Genomic DNA, 14,119 nt, shown 5'->3' with positions numbered 1-14,119 from the left:
AATGGCTCGTCAAAAAGGTTCAGCAAGTATATTATTCATTTTTATTACACTGGTTATTGATGTATTAGGTATAGGTCTCATCGTACCGATCATGCCTACCTTGATTTCTAGTTTTACTGGAGGTGATTTGAGTTCTGCATCTCAGTATTCAGGTTGGATGATGGCATCTTATGCGATTATGCAATTCTTATTTTCTCCAGTTTTAGGTGGTTTGTCGGATCAATTTGGGCGTAGACCAATCATTTTAATTTCCTTGCTTGGATTTAGTGTCAACTATTTAATTTCGGCCTTAGCACCCAGTTTGATGTGGTTGTTTTTGGCTCGTATATTTTCAGGAATTACAGGAGCAAGTTTTACTACTGCTCAAGCTTACATAGCTGATATTTCTAAACCAGAGGACCGTGCCAAGAATTTTGGTATGGTAGGAGCGGCATTTGGAATAGGTTTTATCATTGGCCCGGCGGTAGGAGGTTTTCTGGGAAGCTATGGAGTTACCGTACCATTCTATGCATCTGCTATTTTGACTTTGCTAAATGCCATGTATGGTTATTTTGTTTTACCTGAGTCCTTAGCTCAAGAAAACCGTAGGAAGTTTGATATCAAGCGGGCTAATCCGCTTGGGTCATTAAAAATATTCACTCGATATCCATTAATCACTGGATTAGTTGGAGGATATTTCTGTTTACAATTGGCTGGACAGGCACATCCAAGTACTTGGTCATATTTTACCATGAAAGTATTTTCTTGGACACCAACCGAAGTGGGCTATTCTTTAGCATTTGTCGGAGCTATAGTCGCCATCGTACAAGGAGGATTGTCGCGTTTTATTATGCCAAAATTGGGAGATAAACGAGCTATATTGTACGGATTGATGATGTATGGCTTAGGTTTTTTCTTATTTGCCTATGCGACTAAATCTTGGATGATGTATCTGTTTATGGTTCCTTTTGGGTTAGGAGGAATTGCAGGGCCTGCATTACAAAGTATGATAACCCAACAGGTGGGCCCCGATGCACAAGGGGAATTACAAGGTGGTTTAACGAGTTTACAATCCATCACGACCATTTTAGGCCCTTTAGTAGCATCAAATATGTTTGCCTATTTTACTTCTTCTGCTGCACCCATTCAATTTCCAGGAGCTGCATTTTTTATAGCTGGAATTCTTGTGTTTATCGGTTTAGCCATCGTTTTGTCTTCTATAACCTCTAGAAAGAGGATTTAATTGATAATAGGTGCATTCAAGGGATGAGTGATTTTTGTATCAAGCATTTATCCTATAATTTCGGGTTCAAATAAAAACCCTAATCATGAGAAAAATCGTTTATTTATGGGCAATTCTTGCCATGAGCATCAGTTCGTTTATTGTTTCTGCTCAAACTGTTGATGAAATTTTTGCTAAGCACCAAGAAGCAATGGGAGGTGCTGATAAGTGGAGTAAAGTTAAATCCGTAGTTCAAAGCACCAAGTTTACGGTTCAAGGAATGGAAATTCAGTCAAAATCATCAATTCTGGTTGGAAAGGCTTTTCGTTCGGAAATTGAAGTGATGGGGAATAAAATGGTTCAGGTAATAGAAGGAGAAAATGGTTGGTGGATTCGTCCACAAATGATGGGTGGATCTGGTGAACCTGAGGATATGCCTAAAGAGATGATTAAAGTGAGTAAAAATCAAGAAGCTGTAGGTTCAGTATTATTGAATGCTAAATTAGAAGGAAATAAAATCGATTTAGTTAATAAAGAGAAGCTCGATGGCGCTGATGTTTATGTAGTTCAAATTACTAAAAAAGATGGGGATGTAGGGACTGCTTATGTTTCGGCAAGTACCTATTTGATCTTGAAGTTTGCCACTAAAGTGAATCTAGGTGGCCAAGTTGTAGATACCGAATTGAAATTTTCTAATTATAAGGCTATTGATGGTTTGTATTTTCCTTTTTCTATGGAAACAGCAAGTCCAATGGGCGGAGGAACCATGCAGGTAGATACGACGTCTATTGAAATTAATCCAGCTTTAGATGCTGCAATATTTGTGAAGCCAGTGAAAAAATAGATTTAGGTTTAAGATTTAACATGAAACAGCCGAGGATTTAAATCCTCGGCTGTTTGTTTTTTTGAAATCGAAACATCTTTGATCTATGTCCGAGGATTTAAATCCTCGACATGTGCTCTATTAAGGTAAATATTGCTTAATGTGATTTCTAGCACTCAAAATGGCCTTTTCAATATCCTCATCAGAACCTTCATAAGCTTTATCCTCCACTTCAATCACGATCGGTCCGCGATACCTTACATCATTTAATGCTGAGATGAATTTGCCCCAATGAATATCCCCCAATCCTGGAATTTTAGGGGAATGATATTCCAGCGGATTCGCTAAAATCCCTACTCGGTTCAGTTTTTCAGTATATACTTTTACATCTTTTAAATGCACGTGGTGTAGTTTTTCTGCATAATGGTAGATAGGGTAGGTGTAATCCATCATTTGGAATACCATATGCGAAGGATCATAATTTAACCCAAAGTTTTTAGATGGAATGATACTAAATAGTTGATCCCAAATTTTAGGTGTAGTCATCAAATTTTTACCACCCGGCCACTCGTCGTCCGTAAAAAACATGGGACAATTTTCTATACCTATTTTGATATTCAATGAATCGGCCAAAGCAACTATCTCAGGCCACACCTCAGTGAATTTGCCGATATTATAAGCTACGTTTTTAGTATAATCTCGACCAACGAAGGTATTAACTGTTCCAATTCCTAATATTGCAGCTGCATGAATAATTTTCTTAATATGTTCCCGATAGAATAATGCCTGTTCTTCATTAGGATCCATAGGATTAGGATAATACCCTAAAGCGGAAATCTTAACGGGATGTAGAGCTAATTGAGCTTTTAAAGCTAATAATTCATCTGATGATAGACTATCTACAGCAATATGACTAACACCCGCATATCGACGAGTATCGGCATTGCTGGAAGGCCAGCACATGATTTCCACACAGGCAAATTGTTGAGCATGAGCAAAATCCAATACTTCCCATAATGTTTTATTCGGTAGAATAGCAGAAACAAATCCTAAGTCAAGCATGTATTAATTGTATTTTTTATCAAGTAAATAAAATGTCACAAAAGATAGTGAAGTAATCCAAAGGCCAACTGCTTCACGAGCTAATTCTTGATTCATGGTTTTCATACTTAATCCATCCGTAATGAAACCTTCCCAGGCTGTCATTTCTACCCAAGTTTGTAAGCCAGCAACTCCTGAAAGAATGAATAATATGATCATTAATTCAGAATTAACTTTACCAGAAATGGCTCTAAATGCCGTGTATGTAGGAATTAAGTAAACAGGTACCCATAAGATTGGATCTGGGTCATTTAATTGCCAATAGGCAAATAAGATAAAAATAAGGGTAAATAAGCTTCCAGAAATAAGAAATGCTTTGTTCATTTTGCTTGGGTTTAGGTGTTATTCACATAGTTTGTGGACAGCCTCTTTGGCTCCCGGGTAATTCAATTTTCCTGCTTGCTGGAATGCTAAACAGGCTTTTTCACTCAATTTTTGCTGGTATAAACTTAAGCCTAAGGCATAATACCCTTTTCCAAATTCAGGATTAATTTCAACAGTTTTTTCAAAGTCCTTGGCCGCCTCTGTTAGGTTTTTCCCTTGGTAATAAATATTGCCTCGGTTGTACAATGCATTAATATCATTGGGATTTTTACTCAAACAGGTTGTGAAATCAGAAATGGCTTGCTGAGGTTTAGCCAATGCAGCCCATACAATTCCTCTTTGTAAATAGGCAGAGGCAGAATCTGGGGCATTTTTTATGGCAACTTCTAATGGCGCCAATGCTTTTTCCCAAGCAGATTTCTCCATTCTAACGGCAGCTAAATTCAGCTGAGCTTGATATAAAGAAGGTTTTAATTCAGTGGCTTTGATATAATTGCTTTCAGCTTCTTCGTATTTCTTCTCTTGAAAGTCAATAACACCTAACATGTTGTAAGCCTCAGCTGAACCTGGGTTTTTATCAATGGATTTTTTTAGAGCCTCTCGGGCAGAAACTAATTCACCTTTTTTAAGGCGTGTTTTTGCTTCTTCTAGCCAAGCATCTGAAGAAGAAGAACAAGAAGTCATTAGGGCCAAAAGTATACAGCCAATTAAGGGCCAGGATTTTAGGAAACGTATGTTAGTTGATAGCATGACCAAAGTTAATGCCTAGTGGGAAAATATCGGTATGTATTTTGAAAAAAGGGGCATTTTTTATTATATTTGCAACGGCAAATTACCAGCTCCCGCTGAATCCCCCAGGTCTTGATCGAAGCAAGGGTAAGTTGGTTGTAGCGGTGAATTTGCCATTTTTTTGTTTAAACCAATCCATCCCATGAAATTTTTTATTGATACAGCTAATTTAGATCATATTAAAGAAGCACAAGATCTAGGTATTTTAGATGGTGTTACTACCAATCCATCCTTGATGGCCAAAGAAGGCATCAGCGGTAAAGATCAGGTATTGAAGCATTATAAAGCCATTTGTGATATTGTTGATGGAGATGTTTCTGCAGAAGTAATTGCAACTGATTTTGCAGGAATGATTCGTGAGGGTGAGGAGTTGGCAGAATTAGATGAAAAAATTGTTGTTAAGATACCTATCATAAAAGACGGTATTAAGGCGCTAAAGTATTTTTCCGATCATGGTATTAAAACCAATTGTACATTGGTGTTTTCTGCGGGACAAGCATTATTAGCGGCTAAGGCTGGTGCAACTTATGTATCTCCATTCATCGGTCGTTTAGATGATATTTCTTATGATGGTATTCAATTGATTGAACAAATTCGATTGATTTATGATAACTATGAATTCGAAACAGAAATTTTAGCTGCTTCTGTTCGTCATCCAATGCACATCATCAATTGCGCTGAAGTAGGTGCAGATGTGATGACTGGTCCATTATCTGCAATTCTCGCTTTATTAAAACATCCATTGACTGATAGCGGTTTGGCTACTTTCTTGGCTGACCATGAAAAAGCAAAGAATAAATAAGCAAATCTATGGCCGTTCTATCCTTTGAAAATGTAACTATTTTGCAAGATGGTATTCCAACCTTGCAAAACATCAGTTTGGAGATGAATGAGGGAGATTTTGCCTATTTAATTGGCAAAACAGGCAGCGGTAAAAGTACACTTTTTCGCTCCATATATGCCGAACTTCCCATCGAATTAGGCGTAGCTAAAGTTGCAGGATATTCATTGAACGACATTAAGCGTAACGATGTACCATTCTTACGTCGTAAACTTGGATTTGTTTTTCAAGACTTTCAATTGCTAACAGATCGCAATGTTGAAAAGAATCTTTCTTTTGTGCTTGAAGCAACAGGCCACACAAATCCAGAGGAGATTCGATTTAGAATAGAACAAGTATTGGCGCAAGTGGGAATGAGCAATGCCATCCATAAGCGTGTTCATCGACTGTCCGGTGGAGAACAACAACGAATTTGTATTGCAAGGGCTATTTTAAATAATCCTGTTCTTTTATTGGCAGATGAGCCTACAGGTCACCTAGATCCTGAAGTGTCGTTGGAGATTATGCAATTGTTCAAACAATTAAATCAACAAGGCACTGCTATATTAATGGCAAGCCATGATTATAATACCATGCGCCAAATTCCAGGGAAATTCCTAAAATGTGAAGGCGGGAATATCTTTCCCGTAGATAGTATTTAGAGAGGAAAGAGCTGAAGCATTGCTTCAGCTCTCAGCTTGCTCTACTTACCCGTCAGATACACCACCGGTATAATGCATTCTTCCAGTGAAATTCCTCCGTGCTGAAAAGTATTTCGGTAGTGATTCACATAGTGATTGTAATTGTTTGGATAAGCAAACATGTAATCTTCTTTACTGAACACATAGGTAGTGGATACATTGGGCTTGGGCAAAAACAATTGCTCTGGCTTCCGAGAAACCATCATTTTGTTGGTGTTATCCCAATTTAAATTTTTCCCCTGCTTATATCTTAAATTAGTATTTGTAGTTCTGTCTCCCACAATTTTAATAGGATTCTGAACACGAATCATTCCGTGATCTGTTGTAATAATTACTCGACCTTTTTTATCCGCAATCCGTTTTAATAAATCAAAAAGAGGAGAGTGTAAGAACCAACTGGCGGTCAAACTCCTGTAAGCTGATTCATCCGGTGCCAATTCCTTAATCATGGCCATGTCAGTTCTCGCATGGGATAACATATCCACAAAATTATAGACAATCACATTCAGATCATTTGTCAATAATTTGCTGAAATTATCAACCAAATTTTTACCTTGATATTGATGTATAATTTTATGATAAGATGCCTTTGCATTGATTCTTAAACGCTTTAATTGTTCCTGCAAATAGAACTCTTCATATTGATTAAAACCTTCCTCATCCTCAGAATCTCCTAAATCAAAAATCCATTTATCAGGATAGTTTTTTTGAATTTCTAATGGCATCATCCCAGCAAAAATTGCATTTCTTGCATAGGCAGTTGTAGTGGGTAAGATCGAATAATAAGTTTCCTCTTGTTCCAATTGGAAATATTCTTGAATAAAACCTTCTAATATTTTCCATTGATCAAAACGTAAATTGTCCACTAGAATAAAGAATAGGGGGCTTTTCTCTTTCAGTTTAGGAAAAACATATTTTCTCATCATCAAATGTGAAAGTATGGGAGTTTCAGTGTCTGGTTTTTGAAGCCAGTTTTCATACGAATTCTCAATGAATTTACTAAAATGGACATTGGCTTCAGACTTTTGACTACTCAATACCTCTGCCATCGACTTGTTCTCTGTTTTGTCAATTTCAAGTTCCCAATACAATAGCTTTTTATAAATATCGGCCCATTCCTTGGCACTTAATTGATCCTGATATTGCAGAGATAATGCTCTGAATTCTTGCTGATAACTAATATTAGTTTTTTCTTCTTCCAATCTCTTTTTGTCAAAAATACGTTTAACAGAAAGTAATAATTGGTTGGGATTGAGTGGTTTAATTAGGTAATCGGCAATTTTTGAACCTATGGCATCTTCCATAAGTTCTTCTTCCTCTGACTTGGTAATCATGATAACTGGAAGATTAGGTCTAATTTGTTTGATGGAAATCAAGACTTCTAAGCCTGACATACCTGGCATATTTTCATCTAAGAAAAGCACATCAAATTTTTGTTTTTCCACTAATTCCAAGGCATCCGCTCCAGAATTGACGGTTGTCACCTGATAGCCCTTGTTTTCAAGAAAAAGTATATAGGGTGTTAATAAGTCGATTTCGTCGTCAGCCCAAAGTATCGAATACGTCATAATTGTTATTTTATTCTTCTTCCTTAACCAATCTCTGAATGAAATATTGCCCAATCAAAAATTTAATTTTTGTTAAATGGACAATCTAGGTTTTGGTCACCTAAAATTAGCTAATTTTGTTTGGTAATCATTTTTTTCCATGTCTAATACGGGAGCTCCTGTACGTTTTACTGAAAGTGCTAAAGCAAATTTGCTGCCATTGGTTCATGATGGTAAAATGCCTGAGCCATTCATTCGAGTAGGAATGAAAGGTGGAACCTGTGGAGGTACTTATGTTTTGGGTTTTGATTCCAAAACAGAATTTGATGAAGAATACCTGATTGATGAAATACCTTTATTAATTGATCGTCGACAATTGCTTTTTGTCCTTGGTACTGAAATTGACTTTGAGGCCCGTGCCAATGGCTTTTATTTACATAAACCCTCTACTCTATGAAGTTTGCTGCTATAGATATTGGATCCAATGCTGCCCGACTACAAATATCCAGTGTATTGGAGAATAACGGAGCCATTAGCTTCAAACGAATAGAATATGTTCGTTTTGCTTTACGTTTAGGACATGACGTATTCATTGACGGAGTTATTTCTCCTGATTCAGAGGTAAGAATATTTAAGCTCTTGCATGCCTATAAATTACTTATGGATTTGCACGAAGTTAAAGATTATTCCATCTGCGCTACTTCTGCTATGAGGGAAGCCTCCAATGCCCCAGATATCATCACCCGAATTCATAAAATTTTGGATATGAAGATCAATGTGATTGATGGAAGTAGGGAAGCAGAGCTAATCAATGATGTGGTGGTACAATCTTTACATCCCAAGAAAAATTACCTACACATAGATGTGGGTGGAGGTTCGACGGAATTAAATATATATCATAACCGCCAGAAATTAGCCTCTAAATCCTTTAAAATTGGTTCAGTCAGGTTGTTGGAAGGAAAAGAGAAAGAAGGGGATTGGGAAAAGATGCAAAAGTGGATTATTCATCAAAAGATGGAAATTCCAGGGCAAATGATTGCTGTAGGTACAGGAGGTAATATTAGTAAATTGTATAATATTTCTGAAAAAGTCAATGAATCTAAAACGATGCAATTCAGCGAATTACAGCGTATTTCTGATTATGTAGCTTCATTCACTTATGAGGAGCGCGTTCATAAATTGCGCTTAAATACTGACCGGGCCGACGTGATTGTTCCAGCGGCATCAATCTATTTAGCTGCCATGAAAGCAGCAGGATGTGAAGAGATTTTTGTGCCTGATTTAGGTCTTAAAGATGGAATCATACAACTGTTGTATGATCGTCACATGCAAAGAAAAAAATAAGGGAAGATTTAGTTATTAGGTATTAGGTTTCAGTTATTGGAGAAATGCAAAATATCTAATACCTAAAAACTAAAAACTAAAAACTAATAACTAATAACTATTTGGATATTTTATACAATAATCCCATCGATAATATCTGGGAAAATTGCCAATTGGGATCTTGGTCATAATCTCGGAATAGAACAGCCTGAACGTTTGTGCTCAAGTATTTATTCACTTTCATGGTTAAATTGGCATCAAATCGATGAACAATACCATTGGAGACCCCAAATCGGAAATAATCGATTAATGCAGAATACCGCGCTTTAAGATTCACGTTTTCAAAAACATCTTTATCTACGTTGGCTAGAAATTGGAACACAAATTGGTTACGAATATTATCGCCTGGTTTTTGTAAACCATATAATCCAGCCCTAGAAATTCGCTCATCTAGCACAAAAGTTTGACGTAAGCTACCAATACCAAAGCGGGTATAAAATGCCTTTTGAGGATGGTACTCAAATCCCATAGAAGTAGTTAAATAGGCAGGGGCAAAAATGGATGATGTGATCGAGTCAACTGGAACTCCCGCACTATTCTTTTTATTATATTCAAATCCCTGGAAAAATTGAGTTTGAAAGTTGGTTGATCCATAGTAATCCCATTTTGGACTAATCCGATAACCTGCTTTAAATTCGTAAAAGATTCGGTCTACGTTTTTACGTAAACTCTGTGTTCTATTTTGTAAGAATCCAACTTGCATTTGTAAATCACTGGCTAAACGCCATGAATTATTTTGCACATTGGCCGAGTGGTTTAAATACCATCCTGTAGCAAATGTATTCGTTCCCCCACCTTTCCAGTTATCGCTAAAGCTTGATTGATTTAGGTTGATACCCGTAGTAAATTCCTGCTTCCATTTTCTCACAACGCTGTCAGGCTTCATCGAGCCCATCGACTGAAAAGCAACAAAAAGGCCAGCGAAAATTAGGAGTAAATGGAACTTCATGGGACAAATGTACAAAAATGATTGTTCTACCTTGTGAGCTCTAACGGATTTCCTACCCAAATTTGTACATTTCCTTGAAAAAAATCTTTTGATTTTAATTGAATTAGCCCATCCAATGTATTAAATGCATCCGTATTGGCCGTCATAGGTTCAATAGCAACGCAATTTTCATTGGCAGGAGCAAAGACTACCAAAAATGGGAATAATTTACTGGACTGCTTTACAAATAAGGCTCTATTTTGCTTGGTATCGACTAATTCGGTCAAATGAGTATCTACTGAATTCAGTCGAAAAACATGATCTATTTGTTCGCTTCTAAAGGATAAACCATTTTTCATTTCTAACGCTTCCTCCTTCATGGGAATCATTTGGGAATCAGATAAAAACCTACTTTTTCCTTGAAAGTAAATGTGGTAATCAGCTAATTCGGTTCCCGGAATTTGGAAATAAGGATGCCAGCCACAGGCAAATGGCATGTCACTATCACCAGTATTGATACATTTCATGGAAACATCCAATGCACCTTGCGTTAAAGTGAATTCCCACTCAAATTGAAAATGAAAGGGGTAAGCATCAAAATCACCCACATAGTTATAAAACAAGACGACTTTGGCATATTCTTTCGTAGTTTCCTGTTTTCCTAATTCAAATTTTCGCCTAGCTAAAAAACCATGAATCGCATTGCCCAAGGCCTTTTCATTGATAGGTAATTGATAGTTTTTTCCCAAGAAGGAATAATTGCCGTTTCTTACTCGGTTTACCCAAGGACAAAGTAAAGCACTTGGATACAAATCATTTTCCTTCATAGAAAATTGATTTGCCTGAGGAATAGCGATGATGTTTTCCACTTTTCCTTGTAAGTTCAGATGCAAGCTTTTTAATGCTCCTCCCAAGTCTTGTAAAATTTCAGCAGATTCTCCTGTGTGAGGATTATGAAGCTGAACCACTTGGCCATCAGGAGAATCGAAAATATTTATTTCCATAGTGTTTTTTCTTCTATTCCCATACCATACAATGCAAAATCATATTGTATAGGATCCATTGAATCATATAATTTTAATACTCGAGTTAATTCTAATGCTTTCTTCCAATTAGTAGGTCCAGCAGATACTAAGCCCAATTTTTCTGCCGTTCGTTGAGAATGAACATCCAATGGGCAAATTAATTGGTGAGGAGATATTTTTGACCATATCCCAAAATCAACTCCCGCTGTATCTTTTCTAACCATCCACCTTAAAAACATACAAAGTCGTTTGCATGCAGAGTTTTTCATTGGAGCAGAAACGTGTTTTTGGGTTCTCTTTGGGGCCCATTCTACTTCAAAAAAATAACGATAAAAGCCATTCAATGATGCTTCAATCGTTGAATTTTCAGGTTTGAATTCTCCTTGAGTAAAGGCAGCTTCTAAGCTGGAATATCGCTGATAATGTCTTTGGAAAAAGGAAAGAAAATATAAAGTATCCGTGTAGTTAAAAGTTCGATGTTTGAATTTTTCAAATCGCTGAAGATCGTTTTCCTGATGATGAAGCACAAAGTCATAAGGAGCACCATCCATCAAATCAATCAATTCATGACCTTTCTGTAAAATCGTTTTTCGTTGACCCCAAGCTAACATGGAAATCCAAAAGCCCATAATTTCAATGTCCTGCTGCTTACTAAATAAATGCGGGATCGAAATAGGATCATGTTCAATGAATCGAGGATGATTGAAAAATGCCACTTTCTTATTCAGTAGCTCAGCCAGTTCCTGCTGCATCTTCCTATTTTTTTGAACCAAAGAAAGCTATGATTTTAGATGGTAAAGAGAAAATCCAAACCAAACAAGTGACTAACACGGAAAATACGGCAATGAAAGGGTAGGATAAGATAAAAAATATCTCAAATACAACATTTCCTGCGGTAATTGGCCTTTTACGTTTTGCCATCTTATTGAACTAGATAACTGATTTCAGTTCGTATACGTTTATCAACAGCATTTAATCGCTCAAATGCTTTAGGTGATAATTTGATGATGACCTTATTGTCGGTATTTGGTAATCTTCCAATCACTTTCACCCAAATACTTTGATTATTAGCTAGATTTTTAACTAAAACCAATGTTCCTATAGGTGCAGATTTATGCAAGGCTAAATATTTACCTGAATTGTCAGGCACGTCAATCAATTCTGCGATACCCGTTTCAATAGTTTTACGAATCCCTTCTTGTGTTGTACTTCCTCCCTCTGAAGGATTCGTACTTGTTGCTGCCGCTGCATTTTCTTTAGCAGCCGGTAAAGTCATATCAATTTTCGCTTCTGTACTAGCTGGTGCCTTCTCCGTTTTGTTAGGTAGCAAGCTCGATTTATCAATGCTAGTAGCAGTACTTGGTTCTGCAATAATCAAACGTTGACCTTCTTGTAATCGATCAGAGGTAAGATTATTCCACTTTCTGATTTGCGCCATCGTTACTTGGTGCATGTTGGCAATGGTCAAAAGACCTTGACGACGAGCTACGATGTGAATACCTTTATCCGACTTATTTCCATCTTCCGCTATTTTTTCATTAGCCGAAGGTGCTACACTTGTTTCATTGGGCTTGTCGATCGTTTTAAGAATACTAGGACTTTCCTCCAAATACCGTAATGGAATAAACACCAATTCCCCTGTTTTTACAGGAATAGCAATTTCAGGATTAACTTGTTTGAATTCAGTTAATGATAAATTGTAACGTCGAAGTATTGAAAATAAAGACTGTTTAGGTCCTACTTTAAATACGACATAAGTTTTATTGTTTTCTTTTTTTAAGCCAAGAGAATCTACCGTAATGGCATTTATTTGCGTGGAAAATCCTAAGCAAATAAAGAGGAAGAGTATACATGATTTAAAATTCATAAATTTCTAGTTGTAGCTTATGTTGAATAAATAATAAGTGATTTTGGAAAATTTGGAAGGTATGATATCCCATTAAATCACCCTCTTCTAATAGTTCATGCAATAAAATCTGGAAGTTTAGATCGCAAACCAAAAGGTAGTTTTTCCAAGCACCATCGTAAAGATAATAAGAAAAAATTAGCTTATCCTCGCCTTCCCAATAATCCAAACCCTTTGCAATCTGTAAACTGAATTTTAAGCTAAAAAATTGTTTGAAGGCATTAAATTGTTCTTGACTTTCTTCAATATGATGTGGGCTTTCAAAGTTAAATCCCTCATTATCAATGTTTTTCTTTTGCTCAGAAAGTGTTTTTCCAGAATCTAAATCCAAGATTAAAACAGTATTCCCTTGTTGAATAAGTACTTGATCCTCTGTAAGTTCTTTAGCTTGTTGACTTTCAACAGTATATCGCAATTTACCATCTTGTAACTGATAGGCTTCAATGGCCTCAATACCCGGATTTTTTCCTGATTGTAAACGCACAAAAACACCTAAATTTTCTCGACCTTTTAACCATTGTAAATGGCTGCTATGCGCAGGAATAGACGAAATGACACTTAGCTGGTTGGTATTGAAATCATATGCATACCAATTTCCTTCTAGCGCATTTTTTGCTTCTATCCATAATTTGGGCGTATCACTGAGGCCCCAATAACCTAGGCTCCAGATTTGTTGAGGAAATTGATATTGGAATTTTTTTTTCAAGTCTGACAAAAGGTTTCTAGGCAAATAATGTGCAAATTTGGCAATATTCTATCAATTAACGTACATCTGAATATGATGCAAGGCAAAAAAGTCGTAGCAGTAATCCCAGCTAGGTATGCTTCTACTCGCTTTCCAGGAAAACCATTGGTTGATTTGGGAGGTAAACCCATGATTCAACGAACCTATGATCAAGTGGCTTTGGTACCCGGTTGGGAGAGAATCATCATTGCTACGGACGATGAACGTATTTATCAGGTAGCTCAATCGTTTGGAGCCGAGGTGATGATGACAGATGGATCACATCAATCAGGTACTGATCGTTGTGCTGAAATTTTAAGCAAATTGGATAGTCCTGTGGATTATTTAGTTAATATCCAAGGAGATGAACCTTTCATTAACCCTGATCAATTGGTTGAACTAAGTAGAGGATTTGAGAGTAATGCTCCCATATTAACTTTGGTCAAGGAAATACATGATGAATTAACGCTATTCAATACCAACGTGCCCAAAGTAGTCATGGATGATCAGCATAATGCCTTATATTTTTCACGACAAACCATTCCTTATTTGCGCGGTGTGGCCACAGAAGATTGGTTCGATCACCACCACTTTTTTAAACACATTGGATTGTATGCTTATCGAGCTGATGTTTTGCCTAAATTAAGTCGATTACCAGTTTCTAGTTTAGAAAAGGCGGAAATGCTGGAACAACTGCGCTGGTTGCAACATGGCTTTCAAATTAAACTCATCGAAACCCAACATGAAACGGTCGGAATCGATAGCCCATCAGATTTAGAGAAAATTAAGAAATTAGGCTTTCTTTAAATAAATATCTCTTTATCTAGACCTCCAAAAGGCGTATCTT

The 14,119-nt window shown here is 36.8% G+C and carries 16 protein-coding genes; 7 read left to right on the top strand and 9 right to left on the bottom strand.

Translation table 11 applies throughout. The features are described from left to right. Window position 1 precedes the first annotated feature (1 nt). Together HME7025_RS08725 and HME7025_RS08720 are read left to right on the top strand one after the other, a co-directional pair. Window positions 2–1,222, top strand: a complete 1,221-nt coding sequence (locus HME7025_RS08725) for a TCR/Tet family MFS transporter (RefSeq protein ID WP_109323265.1) — start codon at window positions 2–4, stop codon at window positions 1,220–1,222. Window positions 1,223–1,307: 85 nt separating this feature from the next. Next, complete coding sequence (locus HME7025_RS08720; RefSeq protein WP_109323264.1) at window positions 1,308–2,045, top strand: LolA-like protein; 738 nt, start codon at window positions 1,308–1,310, stop codon at window positions 2,043–2,045. A gap of 120 nt (window positions 2,046–2,165) precedes the next feature. Here HME7025_RS08720 and HME7025_RS08715 read toward each other — a convergent pair whose 3' ends face one another. From HME7025_RS08715 to HME7025_RS08705, 3 genes are read right to left on the bottom strand one after another with little or no spacing between them, the layout of a single operon-like run. Next, on the bottom strand, window positions 2,166–3,086 hold the full coding sequence (locus tag HME7025_RS08715; protein ID WP_109323263.1) for a sugar phosphate isomerase/epimerase family protein: 921 nt from the start codon (window positions 3,084–3,086) through the stop codon (window positions 2,166–2,168). A 3-nt stretch (window positions 3,087–3,089) separates the two neighbouring features. Next, window positions 3,090–3,449 (bottom strand): transmembrane 220 family protein, encoded by a 360-nt coding sequence (locus HME7025_RS08710; RefSeq protein WP_109323262.1) that lies wholly within the window; start codon window positions 3,447–3,449, stop codon window positions 3,090–3,092. Window positions 3,450–3,467: 18 nt separating this feature from the next. Then, window positions 3,468–4,199 carry a tetratricopeptide repeat protein gene (locus HME7025_RS08705; protein ID WP_109323261.1) on the bottom strand — a complete coding sequence of 244 codons (732 nt, stop codon included), beginning with the start codon at window positions 4,197–4,199 and terminating at the stop codon, window positions 3,468–3,470. A gap of 181 nt (window positions 4,200–4,380) precedes the next feature. Here HME7025_RS08705 and fsa point away from each other — a divergent pair, with 181 nt between their 5' ends. Together fsa and HME7025_RS08695 are read left to right on the top strand one after the other, a co-directional pair. Further along, entirely contained in the window at window positions 4,381–5,040 is a 660-nt protein-coding gene (gene fsa, locus HME7025_RS08700) for a fructose-6-phosphate aldolase (RefSeq protein WP_109323260.1), read from the top strand. A gap of 8 nt (window positions 5,041–5,048) precedes the next feature. Beyond that, window positions 5,049–5,720 carry a cell division ATP-binding protein FtsE gene (locus HME7025_RS08695; protein WP_109323259.1) on the top strand — a complete coding sequence of 224 codons (672 nt, stop codon included), beginning with the start codon at window positions 5,049–5,051 and terminating at the stop codon, window positions 5,718–5,720. Window positions 5,721–5,761: 41 nt separating this feature from the next. On the opposite strand, the gene porX is transcribed toward HME7025_RS08695, so the two are convergent. Beyond that, on the bottom strand, window positions 5,762–7,327 hold the full coding sequence (porX, locus tag HME7025_RS08690; RefSeq protein WP_109323258.1) for a T9SS response regulator signal transducer PorX: 1,566 nt from the start codon (window positions 7,325–7,327) through the stop codon (window positions 5,762–5,764). Between the two features lie 139 nt (window positions 7,328–7,466). On the opposite strand from porX, the gene HME7025_RS08685 reads away from it, so the two are divergent. Then, a complete protein-coding gene (locus tag HME7025_RS08685) occupies window positions 7,467–7,763 on the top strand; it encodes a HesB/IscA family protein (protein ID WP_109323257.1) in 297 nt (98 codons plus the stop codon). After that, window positions 7,760–8,650 carry a Ppx/GppA phosphatase family protein gene (locus HME7025_RS08680; protein WP_109323256.1) on the top strand — a complete coding sequence of 297 codons (891 nt, stop codon included), beginning with the start codon at window positions 7,760–7,762 and terminating at the stop codon, window positions 8,648–8,650. The genes HME7025_RS08685 and HME7025_RS08680 overlap by 4 nt, the downstream gene beginning before the upstream one ends. 97 nt (window positions 8,651–8,747) lie before the next feature. Here HME7025_RS08680 and HME7025_RS08675 read toward each other — a convergent pair whose 3' ends face one another. The 5 genes from HME7025_RS08675 to HME7025_RS08655 all read right to left on the bottom strand — a co-directional run bounded on the left by HME7025_RS08675 (window position 8,748) and on the right by HME7025_RS08655 (window position 13,254). Further along, window positions 8,748–9,638: a DUF3078 domain-containing protein gene (locus tag HME7025_RS08675; protein ID WP_109323255.1), complete on the bottom strand. Its 891-nt coding sequence runs from the start codon at window positions 9,636–9,638 to the stop codon at window positions 8,748–8,750. Window positions 9,639–9,664: 26 nt separating this feature from the next. Next, on the bottom strand, window positions 9,665–10,621 hold the full coding sequence (locus HME7025_RS08670; RefSeq protein WP_109323254.1) for an aldose 1-epimerase: 957 nt from the start codon (window positions 10,619–10,621) through the stop codon (window positions 9,665–9,667). Further along, a complete protein-coding gene (locus tag HME7025_RS08665) occupies window positions 10,612–11,394 on the bottom strand; it encodes a TIGR02757 family protein (RefSeq protein WP_109323253.1) in 783 nt (260 codons plus the stop codon). The genes HME7025_RS08670 and HME7025_RS08665 overlap by 10 nt, the downstream gene beginning before the upstream one ends. A 170-nt stretch (window positions 11,395–11,564) precedes the next feature. After that, a complete protein-coding gene (locus HME7025_RS08660; protein WP_109323252.1) occupies window positions 11,565–12,509 on the bottom strand; it encodes a septal ring lytic transglycosylase RlpA family protein in 945 nt (314 codons plus the stop codon). Beyond that, window positions 12,499–13,254 carry a hypothetical protein gene (locus tag HME7025_RS08655; protein ID WP_154401952.1) on the bottom strand — a complete coding sequence of 252 codons (756 nt, stop codon included), beginning with the start codon at window positions 13,252–13,254 and terminating at the stop codon, window positions 12,499–12,501. Before HME7025_RS08655 ends, HME7025_RS08660 begins: the two co-directional genes overlap by 11 nt. Window positions 13,255–13,326: 72 nt before the next feature. Here HME7025_RS08655 and kdsB point away from each other — a divergent pair, with 72 nt between their 5' ends. After that, window positions 13,327–14,079, top strand: a complete 753-nt coding sequence (gene kdsB / locus HME7025_RS08650) for a 3-deoxy-manno-octulosonate cytidylyltransferase (RefSeq protein ID WP_226998198.1) — start codon at window positions 13,327–13,329, stop codon at window positions 14,077–14,079. Window positions 14,080–14,119 lie beyond the last annotated feature (40 nt).

The sequence above is a fragment of the Aquirufa nivalisilvae genome (genome assembly GCF_003143535.1).
Lineage (GTDB): Bacteria > Bacteroidota > Bacteroidia > Cytophagales > Spirosomataceae > Aquirufa > Aquirufa nivalisilvae.
The sequence above is the reverse complement of the archived record's forward strand: the minus strand, read 5'-3'. Positions and strand labels throughout refer to the sequence as shown.